Source organism: Komagataeibacter rhaeticus, from assembly GCF_011611525.1.
Lineage (GTDB): Bacteria > Pseudomonadota > Alphaproteobacteria > Acetobacterales > Acetobacteraceae > Komagataeibacter > Komagataeibacter rhaeticus.
The window spans coordinates 3,354,204-3,371,196 of record NZ_CP050139.1; the positions used below are offsets into that span (position 1 = coordinate 3,354,204).

General features: G+C 60.1%; 14 protein-coding genes. 8 read left to right on the plus strand and 6 right to left on the minus strand.

Features of this window, described 5'->3' with window-relative positions; all coding sequences use genetic code 11:
* Nucleotides 1-66: 66 nt before the first annotated feature.
* Nucleotides 67-897, minus strand: coding sequence for an IS5-like element IS1032 family transposase (locus GWK63_RS15495; protein WP_039998273.1), 831 nt, complete (start codon nt 895-897; stop codon nt 67-69).
* 95 nt (nt 898-992) lie between these two features.
* Here GWK63_RS15495 and GWK63_RS15500 point away from each other — a divergent pair, with 95 nt between their 5' ends.
* On the plus strand, nt 993-3,518 hold the full coding sequence (locus GWK63_RS15500) for a TonB-dependent receptor (protein ID WP_166498169.1): 2,526 nt from the start codon (nt 993-995) through the stop codon (nt 3,516-3,518).
* A gap of 100 nt (nt 3,519-3,618) precedes the next feature.
* Here the strand turns inward: GWK63_RS15500 and GWK63_RS15505 are convergent, their stop codons facing one another.
* Entirely contained in the window at nt 3,619-4,665 is a 1,047-nt protein-coding gene (locus GWK63_RS15505; RefSeq protein WP_099963222.1) for a purine nucleoside permease, read from the minus strand.
* Between the two features lie 825 nt (nt 4,666-5,490).
* On the opposite strand from GWK63_RS15505, the gene GWK63_RS15510 reads away from it, so the two are divergent.
* Nucleotides 5,491-6,672 carry a carbohydrate porin gene (locus GWK63_RS15510; RefSeq protein WP_157772006.1) on the plus strand — a complete coding sequence of 394 codons (1,182 nt, stop codon included), beginning with the start codon at nt 5,491-5,493 and terminating at the stop codon, nt 6,670-6,672.
* Between the two features lie 98 nt (nt 6,673-6,770).
* Here GWK63_RS15510 and GWK63_RS15515 read toward each other — a convergent pair whose 3' ends face one another.
* Together GWK63_RS15515 and GWK63_RS15520 are read right to left on the minus strand one after the other, a co-directional pair.
* Nucleotides 6,771-7,388 carry a glutathione S-transferase family protein gene (locus tag GWK63_RS15515; RefSeq protein ID WP_007398612.1) on the minus strand — a complete coding sequence of 206 codons (618 nt, stop codon included), beginning with the start codon at nt 7,386-7,388 and terminating at the stop codon, nt 6,771-6,773.
* Nucleotides 7,385-8,413 carry an adenosine deaminase gene (locus tag GWK63_RS15520; protein ID WP_007398611.1) on the minus strand — a complete coding sequence of 343 codons (1,029 nt, stop codon included), beginning with the start codon at nt 8,411-8,413 and terminating at the stop codon, nt 7,385-7,387. Before GWK63_RS15520 ends, GWK63_RS15515 begins: the two co-directional genes overlap by 4 nt.
* A 198-nt stretch (nt 8,414-8,611) precedes the next feature.
* On the opposite strand from GWK63_RS15520, the gene GWK63_RS15525 reads away from it, so the two are divergent.
* Genes GWK63_RS15525 through GWK63_RS15545 form a run of 5 tightly spaced genes read left to right on the plus strand, consistent with a single transcriptional unit; the run spans nt 8,612 to nt 13,409 of the window.
* On the plus strand, nt 8,612-9,703 hold the full coding sequence (locus GWK63_RS15525) for an ABC transporter substrate-binding protein (protein WP_007398609.1): 1,092 nt from the start codon (nt 8,612-8,614) through the stop codon (nt 9,701-9,703).
* The gene (locus tag GWK63_RS15530) at nt 9,688-10,494 is read left to right on the plus strand and encodes an ABC transporter ATP-binding protein (protein WP_202795782.1); all 807 of its coding nucleotides are present in this window, start codon (nt 9,688-9,690) and stop codon (nt 10,492-10,494) included. The genes GWK63_RS15525 and GWK63_RS15530 overlap by 16 nt, the downstream gene beginning before the upstream one ends.
* Entirely contained in the window at nt 10,494-11,297 is an 804-nt protein-coding gene (locus GWK63_RS15535; RefSeq protein ID WP_007398607.1) for an ABC transporter permease, read from the plus strand. Before GWK63_RS15530 ends, GWK63_RS15535 begins: the two co-directional genes overlap by 1 nt.
* 37 nt (nt 11,298-11,334) lie before the next feature.
* Entirely contained in the window at nt 11,335-12,348 is a 1,014-nt protein-coding gene (locus GWK63_RS15540) for an isopenicillin N synthase family dioxygenase (protein WP_007398606.1), read from the plus strand.
* On the plus strand, nt 12,345-13,409 hold the full coding sequence (locus tag GWK63_RS15545) for a LacI family DNA-binding transcriptional regulator (RefSeq protein WP_039998959.1): 1,065 nt from the start codon (nt 12,345-12,347) through the stop codon (nt 13,407-13,409). The genes GWK63_RS15540 and GWK63_RS15545 overlap by 4 nt, the downstream gene beginning before the upstream one ends.
* 107 nt (nt 13,410-13,516) lie before the next feature.
* On the opposite strand, the gene GWK63_RS15550 is transcribed toward GWK63_RS15545, so the two are convergent.
* On the minus strand, nt 13,517-14,518 hold the full coding sequence (locus GWK63_RS15550; RefSeq protein WP_007398604.1) for an aromatic ring-hydroxylating dioxygenase subunit alpha: 1,002 nt from the start codon (nt 14,516-14,518) through the stop codon (nt 13,517-13,519).
* A gap of 121 nt (nt 14,519-14,639) precedes the next feature.
* On the opposite strand from GWK63_RS15550, the gene GWK63_RS15555 reads away from it, so the two are divergent.
* Entirely contained in the window at nt 14,640-15,599 is a 960-nt protein-coding gene (locus GWK63_RS15555) for an ABC transporter substrate-binding protein (protein ID WP_050800676.1), read from the plus strand.
* 132 nt (nt 15,600-15,731) lie between these two features.
* Here GWK63_RS15555 and add read toward each other — a convergent pair whose 3' ends face one another.
* Nucleotides 15,732-16,772: an adenosine deaminase gene (add, locus tag GWK63_RS15560; RefSeq protein ID WP_039999004.1), complete on the minus strand. Its 1,041-nt coding sequence runs from the start codon at nt 16,770-16,772 to the stop codon at nt 15,732-15,734.
* Between the last annotated feature and the right edge of the window lie 221 nt (nt 16,773-16,993).

The window sequence follows — 16,993 nt, forward strand, 5'->3', positions numbered from 1 at the left end:
GGCTCAGATATTGTAGCATGAGATATACATAATGTCTGCTTCATGGGGCCGGCCTTAGAGCCTGAATCAGAAAGCGGTTTGATTGATTTTTCGCAGAACTCTGCGGATATGGGCAATCATCAACCACGCGTGGGATGAAGAGATTGTTGCCTCGACATCCTTCGTGAGGCGACGGCAGCGTCCGAGCCATGCAAAGCTGCGCTCCACGATCCAGCGTTTGGGCAGGACGACGAAGCCTTCGGCCCGATCGCTACGCTTGACGATCTCGATCGTCCATCGGCCGAGTTCAGCCAGCGCACCACGCAACTTCTCGCCGGCATACCCGCCGTCACCGATCAGATGGCGAAGCCAGGGAAACAATGAGCGTATTCTGGTCGCTACCAGCGGCGCGCCATCACGATCCTGAATGTCGGCGGGATGCACGACGGCTGCCACGACATGACCCAGCGTATCGGTCGTGATATGCCGCTTGCGGCCCCTGATCTTCTTGCCCGCGTCATAACCGCGTGGACCGCCGTTTTCAGCAGTTTTAACCGACTGGCTGTCAATAATGCCTACCGAAGGCGTGGCGTCTCGCCCGTCCTGCTCACGCGACAGGATCACGAGAATATGGTTTATCGCTTCCCATCGTCCCTCGCGGATCCAACGGTAGAAATAGCCCTGCACGGTCGTGAAAGCGGGAAAGTTACGAGGCAATTGTCGCCACTGGCAACCCGTAGTGACGATATAGAGGATCGCCTCCATGACCCGGCGCAAATCCGTACGTCGTGGTCTCCCCAGTCGTTTCTTCTCGGGCATCAAAGGCGCAATCAGCGCCCACTCCGCATCGCGAAGGTCGCTTGCATACTCCAGGTCGTCCCGGCGATACTGCGCGCGGGTGATTTCAGTCCAGGCCATCTTGATCTCATCAGGTTATCGCAAACCCATGAATCATAATCCACTGAAATCACTCAACTCATTTTCGGTCAGACACTCAGTAAAGGGTAAAACCATTGATCAGCTGGCGTATCACAAAAATTCTGGCGGCCAGTACCGCCCTGTCCACCATCGGCATGGCACAGAGCGTGACCACCCGCGCCCAGACCGCGGCCGTAGCCCCGCACGCGCGTACCCATGGTAGCGCAAACCACATGTCGCCCCCCGCCACCAGGGCAAGGCCCGCGACGGGCACCGCCCCCACGAACGGTGTCGAGGCAAAGCCCGTTGCCGAGACCATCCATGTCACCAGCAGCGGCGTAAGCGCCGATGGCGTGACCGGCCGGGCCATGGGCGGCGGCCTGATGCATCGCGAGACGGAGGCCAAGTCCCAGACCACGGTCAGCCGCGACTTCATCTCGAAGCTGGCCCCCGCGACATCCGCGGCACAGATGCTGCAGTTCGCACCCGGCGCCAACATCGCCTCGTCCGATCCGTTCGGCCTGTCCAACGCCACATCCATCAATGTCCGTGGCATGCAGCAGTCTGAAATCGGGTACCTGTATGAAGGGGCCCCCATCGCGGACGTTGACACCTATACCCCCTATACGACGGAATGGGGCGATACCGAAAACTACCAGGAAGTCCAGCTCTCGCAGGGGCAGTCGGACATCAACGCACCGCTGGCCAATGCCACGGCGGGTACGATGAACGTCAGGACGATCAACCCTTCCCATCATTATGGTGGCCTGGTTGACTATTCATATGGCTCGCACCGCACGAATCGTGAATTCATCCGGCTGGAAACCGGCGATATCGGCAATACGGGCCTGCGCGGCTATATCTCGTATTCCAATGCGACATGGGATGTGTGGCGTGGCTACGGTGCGGGGCAGCGCCGTCATATCGATTCCAAATTCATCAAGGAATGGGGCGACGGCAACTCGGTCAGCTTTGTCGAGGCCTATAACGAAAACAATACGCCCAGATATACCTATCCCAGCATGTCGGACTGGCAGCAGGGCGGTATCAAGGGTCTGAGCGAGTATACGGGGGATAAATCCGACCCTTCCACCTACTGGAAAAGCGCGGAAGGGGGATGGAGCAACCTGATCCTTGTCATGCCCATGCATTTCAAGCTGTCGGATCGCTGGAAACTGCATGTCTCGCCCTATTTCTATTACGGCGCGGGCGGCGGCGGTTATGGCTCGTCCTTTCCCGCAACGGCATCGAGCTTCTATTCGGGCACGGAAACCGTGGCCCAGGCCTATCCCGGGCAGTCCATCGCCCTTCCCTATGCGAACCAGGTATCCGATGGGTATTTCAACGGGCAGGCCTATTATACCGAGATCGAATTCCATCCCGGTATCAATGCATCGGTGGATTTCAGGGCAGACCGCCACAACAAGCTGACCCTTGGCTGGTGGTATGACTACAATGATGATTATGAAAGCGAGACATATTCCCAGTATGGTACTGACGGATCGCCCAACAGCGTATGGGGCAGCGGCAAGCTGCGCACATCGGGCGGGAATATCCTGTATGGCGTGAACTATCACCTCATTACACAGACGAACGGCATCTATTTCGGTGACTCGGCCTCATATCTCAATGACAGGCTGAAGCTGAGCGCGGGCTTCCGTGAAGTCATCGTCAACCGTGGTGGCACCAACAACCTGCCGGGGGCCGGGTCCAGTAGCGACTTTCCCTATCGTGTCGGCATGAATACCGCCGTGCCGGAACCCCGTGTGTCGGCCAGCTACAAGATCAACCCGCATGACCAGATCTATATTTCCGGCACCACGAATTTCAAGATGCCATCGGCTTCCACCTATTTCAGGGGTTTCTACAACAACCCGTGGGATGGAACGGGTTACCCCGGCGGGTACAATACCAAGAACGAATATGCCATTACGGAAGAACTGGGCTTCCGCCACTATGGCTCGCTGCTGAACTTTGCCGTATCGCTCTACAACATCAATATTACCAATCGTAACCTCAATTCGGTCATCAACATGGGTAGCGGTGCGAATACAGTAGCCTACCAGACCACGCTTAATGGTGGCGGCAATACGCTGCGTGGCGCGGACATGGAATTCAGTACGCGCCCATGGCATCATTTCTCGCCCTACGTTTCCGCATCCTACCTGCATGCGTCGGAAGACAATGACGTGTCGGTCGTCACCGAAAATGGCGCCATCTCGACAATCCATACAAAAGGCAAGACAGCGGTGCTGGCCCCCGAATGGATGGTCAATGCGGCACTGAACTACGACGATGGCCATATTTTCGGCAGCATGCGTTACCACTGGACCGCAAGGCAGTGGGCTGACGAAATGAACACGGAAGCACTGCCCGCCCATGGTCAGCTTGATCTGACACTTGGTTACCGCATGAACAATGTATGGTACCTCAAGCATCCCCAGATCCAGCTGAACATCTACAATCTGGGTGATTTCCATTACCTGTCAGGTGTGGAAGCCATTACCACCAACGCCTATCAGACAACGGCGGCCAATGGCCAGACAGTCGCGCAGAACTCGCCAGCCTATTATGTAGCCAGTACCTTTGCCGCCATGGTCACGGTTTCCACCGGTTTCTGACGGCAGGAAACAATGGCCTGATCAGGCGTTTTTTAAAAAACCGGGCGGATGGGAAACATCCCCATCCGTCCGGTTCATCTTGTATATGGATGGCTGGCGGTTATGGAACCCGATTTTCATAAAGGTTCCAGTGATCCGCAAGCTTGCGGACCACAACGCTGCCGACCGTGTAAGCGGCCTCGACCGAGGGATCAAAGCCGGAAAATCCCTTTTCATCAGCTTCCGCCGCAAGGAGCTGGGCCGGCGTCTCTCCGGTTGGCGGCATGTCGAAATTGCTTGCCGTGCGCAGCACGAGAACGCGGTTCAGATCGACTTTTCCTGCATCGGCAAGAAAACCCAGGGCTTCCATGAAGCCTGCATCTTCTTCCGCCGTCGTGACAAAGCGGCCCTTGCCTTGGGTCCAGTAATGGACCCAGCCTTCCGCCCAGGAATTCATCCTGCCCCCTACCCAGAAAATACCGGCCGCCATCGTGTCGCCCAGAGCAACGGAGGGCGGCTTCCCTGCTGATGGAAAGGTGCCGTAGCGTTCCCGCATGGCGGCCAGTTGCGGCGTGTCGGCCAGATGCACGTTTTTGGTCTGTGCATAGGCCCACTGCACCAGTGACGGTCTGAGGGTGAAAAGATTGTCACCCCAGTAGGAATTCGCTGGCGGCATGGGCTGGGGATCCGGGCGGGTGCCCTGTATCGGGGTAAAACCGTTGGGCCAGTCGGCGGGTATCTCGCGCGGGTCTATGGCATGGCCCACATCGCCGCTTACGACATGGGGTGCCCACACCGCTGATCCGACCGATCCTGTATTCGGATCGATACCGCCAATACCGGCAAGAAGAAAATAGGCGTGTGTCAAATCAAAGCGCGGGTCATCACCCAGTGCCGTAATCGTTGCCGCCATGCGTGTCGGGCCTTCTCCGGTCACGACACCCAGTACGTGCAGGTCCGGGTTATAGCGCAGCCGACGGTACCGCCCCGGAAATGGCAGGACCTGCGGCAGCGGCAGTTTTTCGACCCAGTGCTGGAATTCTCCCGGCTGGTCGCCCTCGTCATTGCCAATCTCGAATGTCGTGACCACCACGACACGCACGGGAATTTTTGCAGCCTGCGCCCGCGCCCCGTGCACCGGCACTGTCGTGGCAAGCAAGACTGCCATGTATCTGAACGTACGGAACCCTGATTTCATGAAGCCTGCCCACATTCAAGTAAAGACCTTCTGTTTGGATATATTATGGCCCGGCGGAACAGCCTGACCCAGACTTGGGATTTCTGATCGGTTTTCTGCAAGGTATGATGCGACGATGCGGGGCATCAGGTCCATGCTTTTCATGGAAAGAATAGGCGGGCGGTTAGGTTGGCATCCGTATGCGCGACCAGGATCGCCCCAGCATTAGTCGATGGTAACCAGGGCATCGCAATCCATCTGGAGACTGTCTGGAAAACCTGCCTGGAACATATGCCTGGAACATATGCCTGGAACATATCCAGTAAGTACAGGGAAGTTTTTGGCCAGAACCGGCGTTGCATGCGCGCGTCTGGTCCGGGTGCAGCGGCACGGACGGGGGCACAACCCCTGCCCCTGGTCTGACCGCATCAAAACATGGCCTTGCGCGCAGCAGCGCGGACCGGGCCATTAATGCAGATATGCCCGGATGCGGGATTGCAGCTGGGCAAAAATCATTGTTTTTGTTACGGAACGGTTCTACTTTCCAGGCGGATCTAATGACTGGTCGGTCTGGATAGGCAGCCATTATGTTAGAATATAGTGTATCTTCAGAAGTATTTTATAATGCGCACCTATCCGGCCCTGATCGTAATGTCTTTTGTGGCACCGCTTTTTTCCCAGGCCGGCCATGCGGAAGGGAGTTATGCGGGAATCTTACCCGAAACCGTGTCCAATATCGGTAAGAATCTAATAAAATCGGGGATCTACCCAAAGGCATTTTTTGACGATACCCTGTATGGCAATGCTGCGGGGGGAATGAAAAAGGAAACGATCGTTTTTCATGAAGCCTATTTTGGCGCGGATCTGGACATGGACCGGATTGCTGGCCTGTCTGGAACGGTTATCCGTTTTGCGCTGGATTCCCGCTTTGGCGGCAACCCGCAGGGTGTCAATGACATGGCCGGTTCCGGCGCATCCTATTTTCATGGCAGCGGGCCGGACAACCAGACACGCCTGACGCAGCTGGAAATCGAGCAGCATCTGTTCCACGACCGGTTACGGTTCAGCGCCGGAAGGATGCAGCTTGCGTCATTCTTTGCAACATCACGCCTGTACTGCCTGTTTCAGCTCGGTATGTGCGCCAACCTTGACCCGGTTACATGGTCCAGTAATTCCGAGGCACCCTTCTGGCCGGTATCGGTCTGGGCGGGTGAAGTAACGGCCATTCCATCCCGTCATAGCTATTTCCGCCTTGGTGCCGAAGAGTCCAATCCGGAACAGTATTACAGTGGTGGCTTTCCCTGGGGTTCCGGCTGGTCGCTCAATACCGCGAGTGGGGCGCATATCATGGTGGAAGCAGGATATGAGACGGGGCACAAGACCCGCCTGCCCGGACGGTATGACATAGGCGCTTATGAAGATACCAGCCCGGTTGCCGATTACCGCTATGATGTGCATGGCGGCAGGATTGCCTTTACCCACGCCCCGGCCCGCATGCACTCCGGCCAGAGCGGCATCTACGCCCAGTTCGAACAGACGGTCTGGCAACGTGGCGGCCCGCGGCGGGTGACGGTGTTTGGTGGCCTGGTTGTCGATACGTCCGGTCACTCGTTGCAGAAGGACTATTTCCTGCTGGGTTTTGTGTGCAACGGCCCGTTTTCAGGCCGCCCATATGATTTCCTGGCGTTCAAGGCCACGGGGCACCGGCTCAACAGGAACGCCACGGGTTATCTGAATGACGAAATCATGGCATCTGGCCGGACCGGGCACATGGTTCCGCATGAGGAAACACTTGAACTTGATTACAGCGCCCACCTGTTTGCCGGGGTAAGGCTTGCGCCATTCGCCGCCTTCATCTTCCATCCAGACCAGCAGGTGTACACCATCACGCAGCCTGATCCGAGGGTTGCGTACAGCCTGTCGGGGGGCGTGGAACTGTCCTTTTCGCTGGGAGAAGCCGCAGCCCTTACACCTTTCGGGCTGGCACGATCATACTGACTGCCCCTTGCGTGAGGGCCCGACTGCCATCGGGGCCGTGCGCGGCAATGACGGCGCAGTGGATGAAAACACTGGATGCAACCATGGCGGCGCCCATGTCAGCCCGCCGGCAGCAGCGGCTCCCATGCCTGTCGCGCGGCAATGCGCTCCAGCCACGCCCGGACCGCTGGAAACGGCGCCAGATCCTGCCCGCCTTCGGGCGAGAGCATGACATAGACGTGGCATGCCAGGTCAGCAAGCGTGTAGGCCGCGCCGCACAGATAATCCTGTCGTGACAGGTACGTATCGAGAAATTCCAGGCAGGCACGGCCTTTTTCCTGTAGCGCACGCATGCGCTCCGCATTGGCCTTTTCCGTTCCATTCCGCCGGAAGAAACGCGGCAGGGCCAGGGCGGGAGACAGGTCAGCCTGCTCCCAGAACAGCCATGCCATGACCTGGGCGCGCCGGGTCGCATCGCGGGGCAGCAGCGGCGTGTTTTCGGCAAGCCATGTCAGGATCGCGCCTGATTCCCACAGGGCCGTTCCATCGGGGCAGACCAGCACGGGAACACGGCCCAGGGGAGAGAGACGACGGAAGGCGGCATCGGCGAAGGTGCGTTCCGGGTCCCTTATGGTCACACGTTCATAAGGCAGGCCCCGTTCAGCCAGACAGAGCCGGATTTTCCAGCAGTTTCCCGATAGCGGCAGTTCATAGAGCCGGAGCGGGCCGCCCGTCATGCGTCCATCGCCCCTGCCTGCCATTCCCGCACGGCGCCATCCAGTTTCGCGAGATGGACGGCCACCTCTTCCGCGGGCAGGAACGACCCCGTGAATCCATTGCGCGCGACCGTAATGATGTCCGCATCGGACAGGCCGATTCCCGTCTGGCAGGCCCTGAAATTGTCGTCAATGTAGCCGCCAAAATAGGGCGGATCATCAGAGTTTATCGTCACCTTCACGCCCGCGCGCAGCAATGTGCCCAGATTATGGGCGGCAATGTCGGGAAAGACCCGCAGGCAGACATTGGATAGCGGGCATACGGTCAGCGTAATGCCGCGTTCGGCTATGGTGCGGACCAGGGCCGGGTCTTCCGCACATCGTACGCCATGGTCGATGCGATCGACATGCAGCAGGTCCATGGCCTGGCGCACGTAGCCCGCATCCCCTTCTTCACCCGCATGCGCCACGGTATGCCACCCCCGGCGGCGGGCTTCGGCAAAGACGCGCGTGAATTTTTCGGGTGGATTGCCAACTTCGGGGCCACCCAGCCCCAGGGCAAGCACATGCTGCCGGTATGGCCAGGCAAGGTCCAGGACTTCAAAGCCTTCGTCTTCCGCATACTGGCGTTGCAGGCCGAGTATGAGGCCGGAACTGATGCCCATGTCGGCGCGGGCGGCGGTCATGCCTTCGATCACGCCTTCCATCATGTCGGCAAACGCGATGCCGCGACGCAGATGCCCCTGGGGGCTGAAATAGATTTCGGCATGCCGCACGCGGTCGGCATGCGCGCGTGTAAGATAGGCATGGGTCACTTCGGCAAAGTCGCGCGGCGTGCGCAGCACCCGCAGCCCGGCATAATAAAGGTTCAGGAAAGACTGGAGATCGGTAAAATGGCAGGCCGCGCGTGCCTCCTCCTCGGAGTGGAACGGGATGTCCACGCCATTGCGCGCGGCCAGTTCCAGCAACATTTCAGGTTCGAGCGAACCCTCGAGATGCACATGCAACTCGGCTTTTGGCAGTCGGGAGACATCGATCATCGTCATGGGTTCTCCAGGCGGCGGGACTGACGGAAACTATGGAGCGCGGTTTTCCATCGCCGTTGCGTTTTTATGTAGATCCGTGCCGCAGGTCATTTTTCGGGTTGCTGAAAGCGTTCTCATACTTATATGATTACTTTACTGGAACGAAAAGAGACAAAATTCCGACAGTCCCGTTCGACGGTATCCGGTCCGGAGTCCCTTATGCCCCCGTTATCGCGTCTCCTGCATTATCTGACTGCCGTGTTCCTGCCCTTTGCCACGGTCGCGCCCGCCTGTGCCGCCAGCCCGCGTCATGTCACGATTGCGGTTGGCACGGCGGTGCTGAACGCCGACTACCCGATGCTGACCCTGCCCCAGAGCCTGGGCTACTGGAAATCCGCCGGATACGACGTGCAGGTCGAGCCCGTGGGCGCATCCCAGCAGGCGTTGCAGCAGATGGTATCGGGCAACGCGCAGTTTGCGCAGGTCAATGCCAGCGTCATCGTGCAGGCGGATACCACGCATGGCCTGGGCGTGCGTGTGGCGATGGAAAATGCCGCGACGGACTGGTCCATTGCCGTCCCGGCGGATTCCCCGATCCGGACGGCCATGGACCTGAAGGGCAAGACAATCGGCGTGTTCAGCCTGGCCACGGGGGGCATCCTGCTGCTGAACAGTTACCTGCGGCAGAATGGTCTCAATCCCGCCACGGATGTATCGCTTATCCCGCTGGGACTGGGTGCGCCACCCGTCCAGGCGCTGGGGCATGGACAGGTGGATGCCCTGCTCTACTGGGCGGCCCCCATGGCGCAGTTTGACAACGTGGGGCTGAAGCTGCGCCACATCACGCCACCGGACTGGCCGACATATCCCGATTTCTCGCTATCCGTTATGAAGGATACGGTTGCCGCCGACCCTGACATGGTTGTTGCGATCGCACGCGGCATGGCAATGGCCACCGTCTTTGCCGAGGCCAATCCAACCTGCGCCCTGCGGTGGTTCTGGCACGACCATCCGGAGGCGCGTGGAACCAATCTTGATGATGAAACGCAGCTGCGCTGGGGCCTGCATTCGCTTACTGCGGAACTTGCCAGCCAGCACAATGCATTCGTGCTGAATGGCGGCCAGAACTGGGGGGAGGCACAACCGGCGGGCTTCGAAAGACTGCAGACCCTGCTTCATGATGCGGGGCTGATTCCGGGCACCATTCCGGCTACCGATTACATGGTCCGGATTCCTGACTACATGCGGCGCGTCAATGATTTCGATGCCGCCGCCATACGCGAGCAGGCCGCACGATGCACGATTCCATGACGGGGCCATGCGCTGCCGGCCACCCGCTGGTCCACATTGCCGGGCTGGGCAAGACCTACGCGGGGGCGGATGGCCTGCCCGTACAGGCGCTGGACGGTATAGACCTGTCGATCGGCAGGGGTCAGTTCACCTGTGTGGTCGGACCCAGCGGCTGTGGCAAGAGTACGCTCCTGCGCATCCTTGCCGGGGTCATGCCAGCCGGGCCAGGCACGATCGAGATTGCCGGCAGGCGCCTTGATGGCCCCAGCCGGGACGTCGGGGTTGTCTTCCAGTCCCCGGTGCTGCTGCCGTGGCGCAATATCCTGTCCAATGTCATGGTTCCGGCCGAGGTACAGAAACTGCCCGCCGATGATGCGCGCGCGCGTGCCCGTGATCTTCTGGACATGGTCGGGCTGACCGGCTTCGCTCACCGTTATCCCGGCGAACTGTCAGGGGGCATGCAGCAGCGCGTCGGGCTGTGCCGCGCGCTGGTCCATAATCCGTCCCTGCTGCTGATGGACGAACCCTTCGGCGCGCTGGACGCCATGACACGCGAGACCATGAATCTCGAACTGCTGCGCATATGGCACGAAAAGGATGCCACCGTCCTGCTGATCACGCACAGTATTCCCGAAGCCGTGTTCCTGGCTGATCAGGTCGTGGTCATGGCCGCGCGACCGGGGCGCATTGTTGCGAACTACCCTATCGACCTGCCCCGCCCGCGGCGGCTGGACATGTTCTCCACCCCCGCGTTCGGGGCCCATGTCCGCCGTATCCGGAGCCATTTCAACAGCCGTGGAGAAATTGACTGATGGCCACGCCGCGTGCCCGGACCACTGTCTTCTCCAGTCCCCGCGCCCTTTCGCCCGTTGTATTGCTGGTTTTGCTGGCCGCCTGGGAAGGCGCGGTGCGCGCATTGCATGTTCCCGCAATCGTCCTGCCCGCACCCAGCGCGGTGGTGCAGGCCCTGTGGCTGGAGATCCGGTCGGGTATCCTGTGGCCCCACTTTCTTGTAACCTGCGAGGAAATCCTGGCCGGGTTCGGCATCGGGGCCATCGTGGGCATCGGGCTGGGTGTGCTGATCGGGCAGTCGCGTTTTCTCGAACAAGTGTTCTACCCCTATCTGGTCGCGGCCCAGACCGTACCGAAGGTTGCCATCGCACCGATCCTGGTCATCTGGCTGGGGTACGGGCTGTCGTCGAAAATTGTCATCACGGCTACGATCGCGTTCTTTCCCGCCCTGTCGAATACCATCGTGGGGCTGCAGGCAACCCCGCGTGAACAGATGGAAATGCTGCGCGCCTGCACTGCCACACAATGGCAGATCTTTTGCATGGCACGGTTTCCGCAGGCACTTCCCTATATCTTCGCCGGGCTTGATGTCGCGGCGGTGCTGTCGGTTATCGGTGCCATTGTCGGGGAGTTCGTCGGCGCGCGCGCCGGGCTGGGGTACCTGATCCTGCAGATGAATTTTTCCTTCGACATGGCGGGGGTCTTCTCGATCCTGCTGGTCCTCTGCCTTATCGGCATATGCCTGCACCTGGCTGTCGGTCTGGTCCGCCGCCGTGTGCTGTTCTGGGCGGCGGACCAGGCCGATCCGCTGCCCGGACTGTGATGGTGCCTTTCCCTTCCCTGCATCAGGATATGTTCCCATGATCAACGCCGTACGCGCCGCCAGCCGCGAGGAAGTGCCCGTGCTGGACCTTGCACCGCTGACCCATGGCCAGCCGCTGGAGGCCCTGGCGGCAAAGCTGGATGAAGCCTGTCGTGAAACCGGTTTTTTCTACATTGCCAATCATGGCATCGACCCGCAGGTGCTCAGGGACGTCTTTGCGGCAACGCGACGGTACTTTGCACTACCGGAAGCGGAACGCATGGCCCATCTCATGCACCCGGTCTACCGGCGCGGCTTCATGCCGCAGGGGATCAACCAGCATCCCGGTTTTGTTGCCGATCTCAAGGAAAGTTACGAGATTGGCGTGGACCTTCCCCCCGATGATCCTGATGTCATAGCCCGGCTGCCGCTGCATGCGCCCAACCAGTGGCCGGAGGACCTGCCCTGGCTGCGTGCGGCGGTCGATGCCTATTTTGGCCAGGCGCGCGCGCTGGGAGAGCGGATGCTGCGCCTGATCGCCACGGCACTCCGTCTGGATGAAGGCTTCTTCCTGCCGTATATCAGGAAACCGATGGTCCAGATGCGGCTTTTCCACTACCCGCCCCAGCCCGCCATATCGCCGGACAATGCCTTCGGCGTGGCCCCCCATACCGATTACGGCATGTTCACCCTGCTGGCGCAGGACCCGATCGGGGGGCTGGAACTGCGCAAGCGCGATGGCGAATGGATTGCGGCCCCGTTTGTGGAGGATACGCTGGTTGTCAATATCGGTGATCTGTTCCAGCGCTGGACCAATGACCTGTATGTCTCCAACCCGCATCGGGTGGTCAACCGCACCGGGCGGGAACGGTATTCGATCCCGATGTTCTTCAACCTGGATTACACTACCCCTGTCACCTGCCTGCCCACGTGCCGCCCTGCCGGCAACCCGCCACGTCATGAACCGATCCTGTCCGGTGACTATCTGGTAAGCCGTTTCCGGACCGTGCAGAAATTCCGCCCCGAGGACCATCCGGCCACGGCGGATACCCCACCGCAGCCTACCCCATGACGGACCCGGCTGACAGCCCCGTCCCCCCGCCGGGGGCCGAAATCACGCTGCGTGACGTGGCGCGCCTGGCCGGGGTATCGGTTTCCACTGCCTCGCGCGTGATCAATCGTACCTGTGGCGTATCACCTGCCTATGCTGCGGCGGTGCAGGCGGTGCTGGAGCGGTTCTCCTACATTCCCAACAATGCGGCGCGCGCGCTGGTGCGCCAGAAGACACGTACCGTCGGGCTGGTGGTGCCAACCCTGTCCAACCCCCTGTTCGCGCCATCCATCGCGGCGATCGAGGCGACATTGCGCGATGCAGGTTATGGGCTGCTGGTCGCCTGTTCGCAGCGCGCGCCGGAACGTGAGCTGGAACAGGTGCGCATGATGATCGAACGTGGCGTTGATGGCATGATCCTGACCGGCTCGCATCACCTGCCCGCAACCCTTGGCCTGCTGGCCTCACGCGGGGTGGTGCTGGCAACGCAGGATGATCCGGCCGCCTGTGCGGGCGCGCTATCCGTTGCCATGCAGGATGCCGCGGCAATGGCCACGGTGATCGACGCGCTTGTCATGCGCGGGCATCGCACCATCGGAATCCTGACCGGCCCGGTGGCAAATACGCTGCCCATCGCAGAACGCCTGCGTGGGGCAATACAGCGCCTGGAACATCACGGACTGCCGCATGGAGCGGGCCACATAATGGAAACGGCCGATTATCAGGCCGCATCCAGCAGGCGCGCGGCACGTACCCTGCTGGACCGGGTGCGCGGCCTGACGGCCATTGCCTGCACCGGCGATATCCTGGCCATCGGGACCATCATGGAATGTCGCAGGCGCGGCCTGCGCATTCCGCAGGATATCAGCATTGTCGGGTGCGGCGATACGGTCATGAGCCAGTTCGTTGATCCACCGCTGGCAACCATCCACCTGCCTTTTGGTACAATGGGTGAACAGGCGGCACGACGGTTGCTGTGCGTCATGGCGGGCAATCCTTTGCCACCGGCCCGTCCGCTGCCCTTCCGGCTCATACAGCGCCATACCCTGAACCGCATGCCCCGCGTGCCGCCAGGGGCGTAAAAAAAGCGCAGGCCGCCACTGCGGGCAGGGCCAACGGACATCAATATCCGCCCGCCTTTCATCCGGCAGCCGGTTGGCCCCCATCTTTTCCACCGGCAGTCCGGGTTTTATGCCTTTTTCCCGCCATGCAGGAATTCGCGCATGCGGCGGCGCATGATCAGGCCGGGCTTGTCACTGGCCATGTGGATCTCCACCCCTTCCGATGTATCAAGCGGAACCATCGGATCGGTCAGTTCCAGCACCTGGCGGTCTTCACTAGTGATACGCCGGTCAAAGGCCCGGACCTGTGATGCGGGAACGTCCTCCTCCCGGTCGTTGCGCATCACGAACTGGTTGAAGCGTGTCGTGCCATCGTCAACCGGTGTCAGCCAGGTGACAAGGACATTGGTCAGGCCGTTGGGATAATTGATCTCGGCAATCTGGTAAAAGGGCATGATGAAGCGGGAGATGACGTTACGGACCGTATTGTCATCGTGCATCTGCAATGCATCGCGCATGTCCTCGGGATTGCGGACGGCAAAATGCAGTTCCGCCACAAAACCGGTTTCGGTCTCGGTAATATCCGTGCGGGCCGGGGCGGGATCGCTGTCGCCAAAGCTGCCCTTGTGCACGAATGAGAAATGCGCCGTATCGAATTCATTTTCTATGATGCGCTGCGCGGAGCAGGCCCAGTCTTCCGAAAATTCGAAAATCTGGCGATATCCCGGTTTTTCGAAGTGGGGAACATGGGGCAGATCGAAGGCGGGCTCGCCCGGGCAGACCCAGACCTGTCCGTAGCGCTCGGTGCAATGCAGTGCCTTCACGCCAAACTGGGGGCCGGCATTGGTTACACTCTGCGGCACCGAGACGCACCGCCCATCCCCGCGGAAGGCCCAGCCATGATAGGGGCAGACAATGCGTCCCTCCTCCACCGTTCCGCCAGACAGGCGGGCGCTGCGATGCGGGCAGCGGTCAATGACCGCATGCGGCCTGCCATCTTCATCGCGCCAGACCACAATATCCTGCCCCAGAAGGCGGAAGGCACGCGGTGCATCGGACAGTTCATGCATGGGGAAGAGGCAGTACCAGAAATCCCGCAGTCGTGGTTCCTGTGTGGCAAGCATATTCATGACCTTATCAAGATGTTTTTTGTTATTTATACGTTACGATAACGCAGCGCATGCATGGCAGGTGAAAAAGATCGTGTACGGACAAAAAATTTCTCGTCGTGCCCTTGTCATGACAGGCTGCATGGGCGCAGGGGCCGCCCTGGCCATGCCCTGCATCGGGGCGCGCGCGGGCACCCGGCCCTTCACGCTGATGACCAACTGGTACGCGCAGCCCGATCAGGGCGGGTTTTACCAGGCACGGGAGACGGGCCTGTACCGGCGTGCAGGCCTGGATGTACAGATCCGCAGCGGCACACCGCAGCTCAATGCGCCCCAGATGCTGCTTTCGGGTGCGGTGGATGCCATTATCGGTTTTGATACGCAGGTTATCCTCCAGCGTGCGAAGGGGCTGCCGGTAAAAGCGGTCGCGGCCATCTTCCAGCAGGACCTTGAGGGACTGATCGCCCATACCGATGTGAACCACCCGGAGGAACTGCGCACGCGTACCCTGCTGCTCGCTCCCTCCTCCATGGCGGCCTACTGGCCGTGGATGAAGCAGCGCTTCGGCTTTTCGGACAACCAGGTGCGGCCTTACGCCTATAACCTGCAGCCATTCGTCATTGACCCGTCCGTTGCCATACAGGCCATTCTCACGGCCGAACCATGTGACCTGCAGCGGCGCAACGTGCCATTCCGCTTCTTTACCCTGGCGGATTACGGCTATCCGCCCTATTCGGGCACGATTGTTACGCGTGATGACACGCTGACACAGGATGCCGGACGGCTGCGTGCCTTTTTGAAGGTCAGCATGGAGGGATACCGTGATTACCTGCTTGGGGACCCGACACCCGGCAATAATGCCATAATGCGCGAAAACCGCCTGCTGGACGCAACACATGTTGCCTGTGCGCGTGATGCGCTGCGCCGGAGCAATGCCTGCTTTTCCGGTGATGCCGTGCAGGGCGGACTTGGCATCATGACTGCGGCACGCTGGCAGGCCACCGCGCGCATGATGGCGGATACGGGCCAGATCGCTGACGCGGCTGTATGGAAGGAGGCGTTTACGACGGAGTTCCTGCCCACCACGCCGGTCGTGCCGTAAACCGCATGGCAGTATGGGACCGCGCCACGAAAAGCGGGGACAGCGGGTTGAACCCGCCAAGGGCGAAGACCGTCAGGGCAGCCATCCGGTACAGGGCCATGCGGTCCTCTGGCCCTGCCGGCCGGTCCTGCCTTACGCGGCAGGCACCATAAGCCCCTGCTGCCGGGCAAACGCATCCAGCCGGTCCAGATAGGTGCTGCGTTCCCCCTCCCCGATCCAGGCGGCGTTGAAGGCATTGCGGCTGATGGCCAGCAGTTCCTCCGGTGTCAGCTGCGCGCCGTCACGCGCCATCTTCATGGCTTCGGTTATATAGACACTCTGCATGTATCCTGGGTCATCGGAATTGATCGTAATGGTCAGCCCGGCATCCAGCAGGGCACGGATGTCCTTTTCGTTACTGCCGGGGCGGATCGCCATGTTGGGGAACGGACAGACCGTAAACGGGATGCGTCGTTCCCGCGCCTGCTTCAGCAGTTCCGGCTTTTCAAGCACGTTCAGGCCATGGTCAAGCCGCTCGCTGCCCAGATCCTCCAGCGCCTGGCGGATATGTTCATGCGTGTTTTCCTGATCGATGTCACAGTGCATCGTCACATGCAGGCCAGCATCGCGGGCACGCTGGAAGACATGCGCGAATTTGGCGGGCGGATTGCCCTTTTCATCGGAATCCAGCCCGACACCAACAATTTCGGACAGATAGGGCAGTGCCTGTGTAAAGGTTTCATCCGCTGATTCAGCACTCATTTCCCGGATGAAGCACATGACAAGCTGCGAATGGATGCCAAAATCCTTTTCCGCATCCCTGCGTGCGCGGCCCAGGCCGGTGATGACTGTCCTGAAGGGAACGCCGCGACGGGTATGAAGCTGGGGGTCGAAAAACATTTCCGTATAGAGAACGTTCTGCGAGGCAACCTTCTTCAGGTAGGCATAGCACAGGTCATAGAAATCCTGCTCCGTATTGAGCAGTTCCATGCCTTCGTAATAAAGGGCAAGGAAGGATGGCAGGTCATGGAAGCTGTAACCGGAACGGATTTCCTCTTCCGTCCGGTTTTGCAGCGGGTGGCCATGACGGCGGGCCAGGACGATTTTCAGCCCCGGTTCAAGCGTGCCTTCCAGATGGACGTGAAGCTCGGCCTTGGGCAGCGCTTCAATAAAGGTATCAGAAGCAGACGTCATGGTAAGGAAGCCCTTATGGTCCTGTTGCGCCATGCAGCATACAGGATTGTCATGGAAATGAAACGATGCTGGCAGGGCTGGCGGCGCGCGCGGTCACGCTGTCCCGCGCCCTTCCCGGCCCCTCACATGAGGAGTTTCACGTCAATGGCCACTTTCACTGCGAGATCATTTGCTCGTCAGGCTCATAACCTGAAGGCCGCAGGTTCAAATCCTGCCCCCGC